14 protein-coding genes are annotated in these 12117 nt (G+C 40.2%); 12 read left to right on the top strand and 2 right to left on the bottom strand.

Going from position 1 to position 12117, the window contains the following annotated elements; all coding sequences use genetic code 11:
• On the bottom strand, window positions 1-1732 hold a 1732-nt coding region (locus NCCP133_RS16330), incomplete at its 3' end, for a PAS domain-containing sensor histidine kinase (protein ID WP_264806137.1).
• 406 nt (window positions 1733-2138) lie between these two features.
• Between NCCP133_RS16330 and NCCP133_RS16325 the strand changes: the two genes are divergently transcribed.
• The 11 genes from NCCP133_RS16325 (at window position 2139) to NCCP133_RS16275 (ending at window position 10516) form a co-directional block, all read left to right on the top strand.
• Entirely contained in the window at window positions 2139-2378 is a 240-nt protein-coding gene (locus NCCP133_RS16325; protein WP_264806136.1) for an excisionase family DNA-binding protein, read from the top strand.
• A 91-nt stretch (window positions 2379-2469) separates the two neighbouring features.
• Window positions 2470-3030 carry an FAD-dependent oxidoreductase gene (locus tag NCCP133_RS16320; RefSeq protein WP_264806135.1) on the top strand — a complete coding sequence of 187 codons (561 nt, stop codon included), beginning with the start codon at window positions 2470-2472 and terminating at the stop codon, window positions 3028-3030.
• A gap of 452 nt (window positions 3031-3482) precedes the next feature.
• Window positions 3483-4484, top strand: coding sequence for a LacI family DNA-binding transcriptional regulator (locus NCCP133_RS16315; RefSeq protein ID WP_264806134.1), 1002 nt, complete (start codon window positions 3483-3485; stop codon window positions 4482-4484).
• A 23-nt stretch (window positions 4485-4507) separates the two neighbouring features.
• Window positions 4508-5461, top strand: a complete 954-nt coding sequence (locus tag NCCP133_RS16310) for a sugar kinase (protein ID WP_264806133.1) — start codon at window positions 4508-4510, stop codon at window positions 5459-5461.
• Window positions 5462-5470: 9 nt separating this feature from the next.
• A complete protein-coding gene (hxlA, locus tag NCCP133_RS16305; protein ID WP_264806132.1) occupies window positions 5471-6094 on the top strand; it encodes a 3-hexulose-6-phosphate synthase in 624 nt (207 codons plus the stop codon).
• Entirely contained in the window at window positions 6091-6648 is a 558-nt protein-coding gene (hxlB, locus tag NCCP133_RS16300) for a 6-phospho-3-hexuloisomerase (RefSeq protein WP_264806131.1), read from the top strand. Before hxlA ends, hxlB begins: the two co-directional genes overlap by 4 nt.
• A gap of 26 nt (window positions 6649-6674) precedes the next feature.
• A complete protein-coding gene (locus tag NCCP133_RS16295) occupies window positions 6675-7304 on the top strand; it encodes a bifunctional 4-hydroxy-2-oxoglutarate aldolase/2-dehydro-3-deoxy-phosphogluconate aldolase (protein ID WP_264806130.1) in 630 nt (209 codons plus the stop codon).
• Window positions 7305-7335: 31 nt separating this feature from the next.
• A complete protein-coding gene (locus tag NCCP133_RS16290) occupies window positions 7336-8364 on the top strand; it encodes a TRAP transporter substrate-binding protein (RefSeq protein ID WP_264806129.1) in 1029 nt (342 codons plus the stop codon).
• Window positions 8365-8443: 79 nt separating this feature from the next.
• The gene (locus NCCP133_RS16285; RefSeq protein WP_264806128.1) at window positions 8444-8920 is read left to right on the top strand and encodes a TRAP transporter small permease; all 477 of its coding nucleotides are present in this window, start codon (window positions 8444-8446) and stop codon (window positions 8918-8920) included.
• Complete coding sequence (locus NCCP133_RS16280; RefSeq protein ID WP_264806127.1) at window positions 8917-10206, top strand: TRAP transporter large permease; 1290 nt, start codon at window positions 8917-8919, stop codon at window positions 10204-10206. The genes NCCP133_RS16285 and NCCP133_RS16280 overlap by 4 nt, the downstream gene beginning before the upstream one ends.
• A gap of 31 nt (window positions 10207-10237) precedes the next feature.
• Window positions 10238-10516 carry a cupin domain-containing protein gene (locus NCCP133_RS16275; RefSeq protein ID WP_264806126.1) on the top strand — a complete coding sequence of 93 codons (279 nt, stop codon included), beginning with the start codon at window positions 10238-10240 and terminating at the stop codon, window positions 10514-10516.
• A gap of 36 nt (window positions 10517-10552) precedes the next feature.
• On the opposite strand, the gene rpiA is transcribed toward NCCP133_RS16275, so the two are convergent.
• The gene (rpiA, locus tag NCCP133_RS16270) at window positions 10553-10990 is read right to left on the bottom strand and encodes a ribose 5-phosphate isomerase A (protein ID WP_264806125.1); all 438 of its coding nucleotides are present in this window, start codon (window positions 10988-10990) and stop codon (window positions 10553-10555) included.
• A gap of 163 nt (window positions 10991-11153) precedes the next feature.
• On the opposite strand from rpiA, the gene NCCP133_RS16265 reads away from it, so the two are divergent.
• Entirely contained in the window at window positions 11154-12077 is a 924-nt protein-coding gene (locus NCCP133_RS16265; RefSeq protein ID WP_264806124.1) for a DMT family transporter, read from the top strand.
• Window positions 12078-12117 lie beyond the last annotated feature (40 nt).

Raw genomic sequence — 12117 nt, 5'->3', positions numbered from 1 at the left:
CCGCTCTTTTCTTGTTTACACAGCGTAAGAGAGTATAAAATTTTGAACGTCGATAACTGTCTAGCTCCAGCACTTTTCTTAGATGGTTAATTCTGCTGCAGGAGCTTGTTTTTTTTGCAGGGAGTTTAATGACAGCTTCGGTTCCTGAGCCTTTTTCACTGTTAAAATGAATCGAGCCGTTATGGGATTGGACGATTTTGAAGCTCACAGTCAGGCCGAGGCCGGTGCCTTTTTCTTTGGATGAGTAAAAAGGTTCGCCTATTCGGTTCAGGCGTTCTTCTGACATGCCGCAGCCTTCATCTTTAACAAGAACAGCTACTTGTCCGTCATCAGCCTGAAGCGTAATGATAACCTTGCCGCCTTCATTTGAAGCTTCAATGGCATTTTTAATTATATTTATAAACAGCTGCTTCAACTGGTTTGGTTCACATTCAATCATGTAAATATCAGATTTTAATAAAAATTCGATGAGGACATTATGCATGCTGGCCTCAGTTTTTAAAAGCGAGATGACATTATATAGGATTTTCTGAACATCCGCTTTTGTAAAACAAATATCCTGGGGCTTGGCCAGAAGGAGCAGCTCACCGACAATGTGGTTAATGCGGTCAAGCTCGTCCTGCATGATCTGATAATAAAATTGGTGCTTTTCATCCTCCAGCTGCATCAGCTGCACGAATCCCTTTAAGGAAGTCAGCGGATTTCTGATTTCATGGGCAACACTTGCAGAAAGCTCGCCTACGACAGAGAGCTTTTCCGTTCGGCGCAATCTTTCCTCTGCCTGCCGAAGCTTGGTCACATCCTTGCCATACCCAATTATTCCGGCGATTTGGCCATTTACGATGATAGGAAGGGCGGTGCATTGCAAAGTGAGCAGGCTGCCGTTCCGATGATTAAATTCAAACTCGCATGTTTTTGGCTGTTTGTCTGCGAGAATGGATGTAAAATCCGCTTTCACTTTTGTTTTGTATCGTTCAGGCGATATATCATAAATACTTTTGCCAATGGTTTCATCCGGGCTATAGCCTGTTACCGCTTTGAATTGTGCATTGACTCTAGTTATGGTTCCATCAAGGTCCGTCATATAGACGATTTCTGTATTGTATTCAAACAATGATTTATACTGCTGCTGGCTTTCTTCGAGAAGCCTTTCTACACGTTTTCTTTCCGTAATATCCCGTCCGATAATGACGAGGCCCTTACGGCTTCCGTCTGAATAGAAAAGGGGTACCTTGATGGTATCAAACGTCATTTCTGTTCCGTCAGGTAAAGGAATAACTTCTTCGAGTCTGGTGATCTTCCCATTTTGCCATGTTTCTTCATCTGATGTTTCACAGTACCGCAGTGCGTCAGCATAAAAATCGGTGTATTCAGCAAGCTCTGAATCCTTTTTCCCTTTATAATCCACGTTTTCTAGTTCAAATAACTTCAGGCCGAATTCATTGGATTCAATCCAGCGGCCATCGCCATCTTTGAAATTAACAAAGTCCACCATGGAATTGATTAAGGTAGAAAGCCTCTTTTCATCTTCCCTGGATGCATTGAGTTCCTCTTGTTTGCTCAAAAAGTAATAGAGCAGAGATCCTGTAACCAAAATATACAAGAATTCTTTGCCCCTTTTCAGGTAATAGGCAAGAGAGGAAGGTTCAAGCAAGTCCAGGAGATAGTTAGTGCCAAATATCCAAATGATGCTGATGACAATGTATAATCCCAATAGCCTTCTTTTATTCATGTGCTTGGCTTCCTCCTGATCTCTATTTGGCTGAAGGCAGGCTGTGATTCAGTCAAATAAGTTTATTTATCGCAGTATAACGGGCAGTAAGACCCTCACTTCAAGGCTCAGAGGAATCAAACTGCCCGTAAAGGCCTGAAAAGCAGAACAAAGACTAAAAACGCCACGTCCTGTGGCAACGCCTTTGCGACCCACATTTTGTAGGCCTCAATTAACAATCAGTGGGGGGAAAGAAAATCCCCACTGGCTGAAGTTTCACTTTATCGCACGATAATAAGCTGTATAATAAAAGAGCTTATATTGAATTAAATCCTATTTACAGTTCTATTTTATATGATTTTAATAGAGTCATCTAGTACCAGTAAATTGCCAGTTGAAACTAATAGACTAATTTGAAGAAGGAATGATGAATAGCTTGTACCTTACCATTAAAGAAACCGCAGAATATTTATCCTATCCCGAAGCTTATGTAGAAAATCTGATCCAGCAGAAGAAAATTCGTGCCATCCATGACGGGAATCAGTATTTAATTTATAAGGAGCAGTTTAACACTCACCTTAAACAGGTTGAGAAGTATAAATCACTTGTTGAAGAAATATTGAATGAGCCATTACCGGAGGATCGTGATATCAAGGACGAGGATTAGAGGGAAAAAATTCTTCCAAACGCATTATTTTACAATTATTCTTAATTTAGATAAACTATAAGCAAATAATCCTTTAAAGGAGGAAGGTAGAATGTATGATATCGTAGTTGTGGGTGCTGGTCCTGCTGGTGCAAGCGCTGCGCTTTTTGCAGCAAAAGCGGGCAAGAAAGTCGCTGTTCTGGATAATGATAAAAGCATGACAAAACGTGCCTGGGTTGAAAACCATTATGGTGTTATGGAAATAACAGGTCCTGAATTAGTGGAGACGGGCAAACAGCAAGCCGCCAAGTTTGGAGCTGAAATCACAGAGGCAACTGTTGAGAACATTGAAAAGGCAGAAGCGGGCTTTACTGTAACAGCGGGTAAGAATACCTATACAGCTAAGCATGTGATTGTAGCAGCCGGCCTTTCTACAGATCTGGCAGAAAAAGCAGGTCTGAAAACAAAGCCTGGTACAGAACCACGCATCAAAACAGTCTTAGATGTTGATGCTGAAGGCAAAACAAATGTAGAAGGCATCTGGGCAGCCGGAACAATTGCAGGTGTAAGTGTCCATACGATCATCACGGCTGGAGACGGTGCAAAGGTTGCGATAAATGTAATCAGTGAACTGAACGGTGAGCGTTATGTAGATCATGATTTGATGAAGTAATAGATAAAAAATAGAAAAAGGCCATCTATCCTTTTAGGAAAGTTGGCCTTTTTATTTTTGTGTAATTTTCTCCCTATTAATAAAATACTATATTTTACATTTAACCTAATTAATAGAATGCTTTACCTCCTATATTCTAGTGTCTTATACCCTTAGAAGTGTTTTCGAAACATTATAAAATTTAGTAGGTGAAATCTATTACTCTATTGGGAGGTATTCGATGAGATTCCTCTGAGTCTTGAAGTGAGGATCTTACTGCCCATTAGACTGCGGTAAAACAAAGAGCAGGCGTTCCCATAAGGGTGCAGCTGCTCTTTACTTTTTCAGATAATTTTTAAAAAGACTTGTAAAACGCTTTCATTTTTTTTATAATTATGATAAATCGATTTAGTAAACCGATTTAGTAAATCGGTTTAGAAAAGGCAAATTGAAATAGATTCGGAGAAAAATTTATGAAAACGGTTACTATAGCTGATGTAGCTCAGCATGCAAATGTTTCAAAAAGCACAGTATCCCAGTACTTGAACAAAAGGTTTGATTATATGGGAGAAGAGACAAAAAAAAGAATTGAAAAGGCCATCAGGGAGCTTGGATACAGACCAAACATTGTGGCAAGAAGTTTAAAGCAAAAATCAACAACAACGATTGGTGTAATAGTAGCTAATATCTTACATTCTTTCTCTACCCAGGTAATCAGAGCCATAGAGGATATGTGCCACGAATCGGATTTTCACACTATTGTATGTAACGCAGATGATAATCCGATAAAGGAGAAGAAGTATATTGAAATGCTCCGGGCAAAGCAGGTAGACGGGATTATTATCCTTCCTACAGGCGATAATAAAGAGCTCTATAATGCAATGCTGCAGGAAAAATATCCAGTTATATTTGTTGACAGAACAGTGCCTGATGTGAAAATTCCTTCGATGCTGCTTGATAATGAAAAAGCTGCCGGCTTGGGTGTACAGCATTTTATTGACGAAGGCTATAAACAAATTGGCATTATTACAAATGTAATTCGAAATGTAACACCAAGGATGGAACGTCTGAACGGCTATAAAAAGACATTGCAATCAAACGGTATCCCGATTAAGGAAGAGTATATCAAAAGCCTGGAAGTCAGCAGGATAAAAGAGGGGCTTAAAGAGATGCTATCCCTTGAAAATCCGCCAGAAGCGATTCTTGCGGGAAATGATCTTACCTTAATAGAGATCCTTAAATATGTAAAAGAACATAATTTAAGAATCCCATCAGATGTGGCCATTATTGGAATTGATGATGTCTCTTTTGCAAGCTTTTACGAGCCGGCATTGACAACAGTTGCACAGCCAGCTTTTGAAATAGGCAATAAAGCAGCTGAGTTATTACTTAACAAAATACAGAAAAAAGAACTTGCTGATGAAAATTTGGTTTATCGGTTTGAACCAAAACTTATTGTTAGAGAATCATGTTAAAAGAACCGAAAAGGAGTTTAGCCATGAATGATGTAATTACAATCGGGGATTCAATGATTACGTTTAATCCATCTGTAACAGGTCCAATGAGGTTTGTTTCGACTTTTGAACGAAAGGTAGGAGGGGCGGAGCTGAACGTTGCAATCGGATGCTCCCGCTTAGGTTTAAAAACAGGCTGGATTAGCCGTCTGGGCAATGATGAATTTGGGAGACATATCTTCAATACAGTGCGCGGAGAAGGAATTGACGTCTCGCAATTAGAGTTTGTGGACGGATATCCGACCTCTTTAAATTTCAAGGAGATAATGGGGGATGGAAGCGTTAGAACATTTTATTACAGAACCAATTCTCCGACTACAACTTTAACTATGGAATCACTAAATGAAGACTATATTAAAAATTCAAAGATTCTTCATATTACCGGCGTTTTTCCTGCCGTAGATAAGAACAAGAATATTGATCTCATAAAATTTGCAATTGCTCTGGCAAAAAAGCATGGCGTTCTTGTCTCTTTTGATCCAAACATTCGATTAAAACTATGGACCAGGGATGAGGCGCGGACAGTCTTAAGAGAATTTCTTCCGTATGTTGATATTTTTCTAACCGGAGAAGAGGAAGCGGAGTTGTTGCTGGGAACAAGTGATCCAAGAGAAATCGTTGAGCATTGTAAAGCCTTCGGCATGAGCTATATTGCCATTAAGCAAGGGGAAAAAGGCTCTATCGGTTATCATGACGGCGAGTACCTTGAAGCTCCGGCATTTAAAGCTAAAAAAGTTGTAGATACAGTAGGTGCGGGTGATGGCTTTGACACTGGATTTATATATGGACTGTTAAACCAGTGGCCGCTTGAAAAGACTTTGAATTTTGCAAATGTCATAGGTTCAATGGTTGTGAGTGTTTCAGGTGATAATGAAGGCCTTCCATATTTGGAAGACGTTCTTGTTCAGTTAGGAGAAAAAGAAGCAGTAGAAAGATAGGGTGAGAGTATGAACCTTCAGATAGCCCTTGATCGTCTTACGAGGGAAGAATGCATAAAGGTTTTAAGAGAAACAGAGCAATTCGCAGATTGGATTGAAATTGGCACTGGCGTTATCAAGGAATATGGCATGTCCATTGTACGTGAGATCAAGCAAGCATATCCACACAAAACAGTTATTGCCGACATGAAAACTTGTGATGCGGGCAAACACGAAGCTGCACAAGCCTTCGAGGCTGGAGCTGACATAACAACGGTTATGGCTTTCTCGGCAAATAAGACGATTACCGATACGCTAATGGTTGCAGAGGAACATGGGAAGCAGATAATGGTCGATTTACTGGGGATTACAGAGCGAAGCCGTGTTGCAGAATTGCAAGCCCTTGGGGTAGATTTAGTCAGTTTGCATTTTGGCAAGGATATGCAGTCTGAAGGGCAAATGGGAACAGACCTTTTCTCTTTGACACAAGGCTATTCGGGGCTGAAAGTAGCTGTAGCAGGCGGAATCAATATAGATACTCTTCCAGGGGTTAAAGAGAAAAGGCCTTATACGGTTATAGTTGGCAGCGCTATCACAGGCTCGGATAATCCTTATGAAGCTGCTAGAGCCATGAAAGGATTGATAAATCAATGAAATCTATTATAAAAACCGTAGCTGATGAAGTCTCAGCAGTTCTGGCTGGTATTAATGAAGAAGAAGCGATACATCTTTCCAAACATCTCAGGGAAGCAAAACGGATTTTTGTTTATGGAGAAGGGCGTTCCGGACTAATGGGAAAAGCGTTTGCGATGCGTCTGATGCATGGGGGATTTCCGGTTTATGTGATTGGGGAGACGGTCACACCAAGTATTGAAGCGGATGATTTGCTAGTGGCCATCTCTGGTTCAGGATCAACTGGTGCCATTCTGCAATTTGCTGCCAAATCAAAAGAATTGGGGGCAAAGGTTTTCCTAGTAACCACAAATAAAGAGTCCAAAATTGCTTCCATATGTGATGGGATACTCGTCATTCCGGCTGCCACAAAGTACCGCAGAGCAGGTGAACCAGGCACTATTCAGCCGCTCGGCAATCAATTTGACCAATCAGTGCATCTTGTTCTCGATGCAATTATCATTGGAACATTGCAAACAGAGAATCAGGATTCAGCTTATGAAGAAATGACAAAGAGACATACCAATTTGGAATAGGTGCATGCGAAGGGAAGGTAAAACAAATGGAAGCAGTTGATTTTATTAAAACGCAAGTCATTGTTGCTGTTATACGTGAAGCAACTGCAGAGAATATAGTGCCGATCGCTAGTGCTCTGTATGAGGGCGGAGTAAAAGTATTGGAAGTTACCGCTGAAACTCCCGGAGTTATGGCGATGATTGAAAAAGTAAGAGTGGCGCTTGGCGATAAAGTGCTTGTGGGGGCAGGAACAGTATTAGATCCTGAAACAGCCAGAGCCGCCATAATGGCAGGCAGCCAATTCATCGTTTCTCCTTCGCTTAACACTGAAACAATTAAAATGGCTAAACGCTATGGCATAGCAAGTATACCGGGAGCATTAACACCAACAGAAATTTTAACAGCGTATGAAAATGGTGCAGACATGATAAAAGTTTTTCCTGCCAATGCTTTTGGTCCGGGATACATTAAAAATATTCATGGTCCATTCCCGCAGATCCCACTGATGGTAACAGGCGGAATTAATGAGAGCAATATGCAGGATTATATTGGAGGTGGTGCTTTGGCGATTGGGGTTGGAGGCAACCTGGTAAATCCTAAAAACTTAAACTGTGATGAGGATTATCTGATGCTGACGAAGAAAGCGCTTGAATATACAGCATTGCTTAATAAATAATTTATACTAATTAAACAAGGGGGAAATAAAAATGAGAAAGTTAATATCAGTTTCTTTTGTTGTACTTCTAGCTTTATCAGCTGTTTTAGCCGGCTGCAGCAGCAAAGAAGAAGCAGGCGGAGAAGCGGGTTCCAAAAAAATTAAAATTGTAGCTGCACATAATCAGACATCACCGGATAATCCTTACCAAACAGGTCTATTAAAGTTTAAAGAAGTTGCAGAAAGCAAATCAAACGGTGACATTGAAGTTGAAGTACACGCGGGAACAATCGGCACAGAAGAATCAGAACTAGTTGAAAAGCTCAAGCTGGGTGCAGCTGATGTTGTTTTAGTATCACCAGGTTTTATGACCCAAACAGGCATCAAGGAAATTGACTTATTAGCACTCCCATACTTATTTGACAGCTATGAGCATTGGGAAACAGTTGTTGATGGAGAAGTGGGAGAAGAAATGGCAAAGCTAGTTAATGAAAAGTCCAATAATGACTTTAAATTAGTTGGCTACTGGTCTGCTGGTGTCAGACATTACTATGGCAAAAAGCCAATTGAAAAAATGGAAGACTTAAAAGGAATGACATTCAGAACACAAACTTCAGGTGTGATTGCTGACTATTGGAAGCAAACTGGTGCAATCCCTACTTCTATTGCATGGGGAGAATTATACCAGGCATTACAGCAAAACGTTGTGGATTCATCTGAAAACTCTTATCCCTACTTTATTCAGCAAAATCATCACAAAACAGACAACGGAAAGTACATTACTGAAACAGGACATGACTTTACAACAAGATTCTTATTAGTAAACGGCAAAAAATTCGATTCTTATACAAAAGAGCAACAGGACATTATTTTAGAAGCAGCTGAAGCGTCTGTTAAAGCGGAAAGAGAAGCAGTAAACGCTCAAGAGGAAGAGTATAAAGAAAAGGCTATCGCTGATGGAGCTGAAGTAAATGAAATTGATCGTACGCCATTTATAGAGCTGGCTGAGCCATTACAGGAAAAAGCGGCAAAAGACATGGGAGCAGAAGAACTGCTTAAGAAAATTAAAGATCTAAAATAATCTGAATCGATTGTATTAAGGGGAAGAGTGTTATATGCGGTCTTCCCTTTAATCCTTAATAGGAGGGAAGACGATAAGCATGATTAAAATTCTTGAGAAGATTCAGATGGCCATCGGTGTTATAAGCTTATCGATATTTTTTGCTGCTATCATTATCCAAATAGTTACAAGGCATTTGGGGATACCGGTTATTTGGACAGAAGAAGTAGCCAATTATTCATTTATATGGTCAGTCTTTATGGGTGCCTCTGTAATGGTAAACAAAAAAGAACATTTTAGTTTTGACTTTTTAGAACAAAAGCTGCAGGGCAAATCCAAAGCCAAACTTTTGATTGTTATTGATTTTGTTATATTGTTGTTTGCGTTTGCACTTTTCTATTACGGAATTGAAGTCGTAAATAATTTTTGGAATTATAACTGGGCCTCACTTCCTGCTATGAAGATGGGCTATGTTTGGATTTCCATTCCGATCATGGGGCTTACAATGTCTATCTATTCTATAAACCACCTGATCAATAACTTTAAACAACTTAAGGGAAGGGTGGCTAACGTATGATTGGCATTATTCTAGTAGGATTATTCCTGATTCTCATGTTCATTGGGGTGCCGATTGCTTTTGTAATAGGAATTGTAGCTCTTCTTGGAATATTTACGGTTCCGTATATTCCAGAAGTGACTGTTCCTATGAAAATGCTTAATGGAATTGATTCCTTTGTTTTGCTAGCCGTTCCTTTGTTTATCCTTGCAGCTAACTTAATGAATAGCGGCAAAATTTCACAGAAGCTAATTGATCTATCGCTTGCTGTTGTTGGACATATCCGAGGCGGGCTTGCGCATGCCAATATTCTCGTATCAATGATCTTTGCAGGTGTATCGGGTGCTGCACAGGCAGATACTGCAGGAGTAGGGAAAATTCTGATTCCTAATATGAAAAAACAAGGGTATGACACGGAGACGGCAGTAGGTGTTACGGCGGCGTCATCCACGATTGGTGTAATTATTCCTCCAAGCATCCCGATGATAATTTTTGCAGGCTTAACAAATGCTTCTGTTGGTGCCCTCTTCTTAGGAGGAATTGTCCCAGGTGTTTTAGTCGGCTTTGGTATGATGCTCTTTGTCTATATTATGGCAGTAAAAAAAGGCTATCCCAGATCCAAAAGAGCAACTATCCAACAGTTTTTAAAGCTTGTATATGAAACAGTTCCTGCCTTAATTACTCCTATCATTATCATCGGAGGAATTATTTCAGGGTTCTTTACAGCGACAGAAGCAGCTGCAGTTGCGTCTCTTTATACACTTTTAATCAGCATGTTTTTCTATAAAACTTTAAAGCTATCAGATTTGCCAAAAATATTAATGGATACTCTAGCTTTAAGTTCATTGTCGCTATTTGCCCTTGCCGCTGCAAGTGCACTCGGAGAACTTATGAGTTATTATCAATTATCAACAATGGCCCAGGATTTCTTCGTTAATAATGTTGGGGCAAAATGGGTATTCATTTTAATTATCATTGCATTCTTCCTGTTTGTGGGGACATTTATGGATGCGATTCCAGCCATGATCCTGTTCGTTCCGGTCATATTGCCGACTGCCACTCAATTTGGCATGGATCCCGTCCATTTAGGTTTAATTGTTGTCATGACTTTAGCTATTGGGCTTGTTACCCCGCCTTACGGTTTATGTTTGCTGCTTGCAGCTAAGATTGGTGAGCTGAGTATCGAAAGGTCCTTGAAGGCTGTAATGCCGTATATCTTAATTGTGTTAGCTGTGCTAATCTTTGTAGCCTTTTTCCCGGACATCGCATTTTATGTGCCGAAGCTAATTAATCCAGGATTATTTTAATAAGTAAATTGTCGGAAAGGAAGACATCATAGTGAAAAGAGAAATATTAAACAGTGACGGGTCATTAATGCTGGTAAAAGTAGAATTGGAACAAGGGTTCCTTGGAGATATTGACCAGCATCCAGAGGAACAGATCAGCTACATTGAAAAAGGTAAAGTTGAATTCGAAGTAAATGGTGAAAAAAGAGTTTTAATCCGGGGTGATATTCAGTACATTCCTTCCAACGTAAAACATCAGGTAAGAGTAATAGAGGAATGTGTTATTGTGGACATTTTCACACCGATACGGAAAGACTTGCTTCCAGTCTAAGGATGGAGTAAGGAGAGGGAAAGCGCCTCTCCTTTTTTATTGTTTATTTTCGAGTATCTTGACTGATTCCTGGCTCCCGACGATAACTAAGTCTGTCATTCCAATAAATAAACCGGTCTCAACAACCCCTATTAACTGCTTAAGCTGGCTATGGAGCTTTTGGGGGTTAGATATGACCTTAAACTTGCAATCCAATATGTAGTTTCCATTATTTGAGATAAAAATGTCCCCGTCTCTTTTTCTTAATTTAGGAACAGCACCTAGATCCGAGATTTGCTTTGCAGTTAATTCCCAGCCTGAAGGTACCACTTCTACAGGAAGAGGAAAATTTCCTAATTGCTCTACCATTTTAGACTCATCTACAATGATAATTAGTTTATCGGAATTGGCATCTACAATTTTTTTTACGAAAAAGTGATCTCTTGTAAGGATACAAGCTTTAGAAAAAACTTTTCCTGCTCGGGTGTCAGCCAAAATCCCTCCCTGCAAATTCTGCTGTAGATTATTTTGTCCACAGGATATTTTTTCATGCAAACGAATATAATTCTCTGTAGAACTTTAAAAGACCAAAGTGAGTTGACATGTGATAAAATGGAAAACATTATTAGATTGGATTTTATAGAGAGAAGGATTGAGAGTGAAAAATCTGCAGACCTATTTGATTCTCACTTTGATTATGCTTACTTGGGGAATGAATGTTAGCATTATTAAGATTCTTGTCAGTTATTTTCCACCGGTTACGATCACTTCATTGAGAATTCTTACAGCTGGTGTGACCGTATTTATGATCTTGAGTTTACTGGGAAAAGTGAGAAAGCCAAGTTTTAGGGAATTGAAGTTTATTGTTATTGGCGGACTGCTCAGTGTGGTCAGCCACCATTTCTTTTTGGCAGTAGGCCTGACGGGAACAAGTGCTGTAAATGGCGGCCTGATTTTAGGTGCAGGGCCTCTGCTGACGGCAATCCTTTCTTCCGTTCTGCTGCGCAATAAACCGACTGGGATCCAGGTGCTTGGATTCCTGCTTGGAGGTGCGGGGGTCACGTTCATTGTGCTTTCAGGCAATAGAGGAGTGTCCAGCTTATCGGCTGGAGACTTTTATGTATTTTTATCGATAATTTCACAAGCCCTTAGCTTTATTGTGATAAGCAAGGCCTCAAAGACTATAGACCCACGACTGCTGACCGGCTATATGCTGATATTTGGCGGATTGATTTTGTTTGCGCTTGGGAATTTTATAGAACCTGGGGGACTGAAGGGCTTATCCGAAGCACCAGCCTATGTCTGGGCGGCTTTTGCGGTGTCTGCTGTATTAGCAACCGCCGTTGGCCATATGGTATATAATACGGCTATCAGTAAAATCGGGCCAGCAGAAGCCAGCATTTTTCTCAATCTGAATACTTTCTTTTCTTTAGCGGGCTCCGCGCTCATCCTTGGTGAAGTGATTACGGTTAATCATTTGCTGGGGCTCATTTTGATTGTTGCAGGTGTTATATTTGGATCAGGAGCGTTAGAGGAATTGGTCATAAGGCAGCGTCGTAAACGGCATAGCCATCATATGTAAAGAAAAAGCAAGGGAGCAGTCCCTTGCTTTTTTCCCGCGC

The organism is Cytobacillus sp. NCCP-133 (genome assembly GCF_026011715.1).
In the GTDB taxonomy this organism is placed as follows: Bacteria; Bacillota; Bacilli; order Bacillales; family Cytobacillaceae; genus Cytobacillus.
Note: the sequence above shows the minus strand (reverse complement) of the source record. Positions and strands in the feature narration are given on the sequence as shown.

What these genes read in the sequence shown, in the direction of transcription:
- hxlB (WP_264806131.1), top strand. Translation starts at nt 6,091, where the DNA reads ATGAAATCTATTATAAAAACCGTAGCTGATGAAGTCTCAGCAGTTCTG.
- NCCP133_RS16315 (WP_264806134.1), top strand. Translation starts at nt 3,483, where the DNA reads ATGAAAACGGTTACTATAGCTGATGTAGCTCAGCATGCAAATGTTTCA.
- NCCP133_RS16285 (WP_264806128.1), top strand. Translation starts at nt 8,444, where the DNA reads ATGATTAAAATTCTTGAGAAGATTCAGATGGCCATCGGTGTTATAAGC.
- NCCP133_RS16295 (WP_264806130.1), top strand. Translation starts at nt 6,675, where the DNA reads ATGGAAGCAGTTGATTTTATTAAAACGCAAGTCATTGTTGCTGTTATA.
- NCCP133_RS16280 (WP_264806127.1), top strand. Translation starts at nt 8,917, where the DNA reads ATGATTGGCATTATTCTAGTAGGATTATTCCTGATTCTCATGTTCATT.
- NCCP133_RS16290 (WP_264806129.1), top strand. Translation starts at nt 7,336, where the DNA reads ATGAGAAAGTTAATATCAGTTTCTTTTGTTGTACTTCTAGCTTTATCA.
- hxlA (WP_264806132.1), top strand. Translation starts at nt 5,471, where the DNA reads ATGAACCTTCAGATAGCCCTTGATCGTCTTACGAGGGAAGAATGCATA.
- NCCP133_RS16325 (WP_264806136.1), top strand. Translation starts at nt 2,139, where the DNA reads ATGAATAGCTTGTACCTTACCATTAAAGAAACCGCAGAATATTTATCC.
- NCCP133_RS16310 (WP_264806133.1), top strand. Translation starts at nt 4,508, where the DNA reads ATGAATGATGTAATTACAATCGGGGATTCAATGATTACGTTTAATCCA.
- NCCP133_RS16320 (WP_264806135.1), top strand. Translation starts at nt 2,470, where the DNA reads ATGTATGATATCGTAGTTGTGGGTGCTGGTCCTGCTGGTGCAAGCGCT.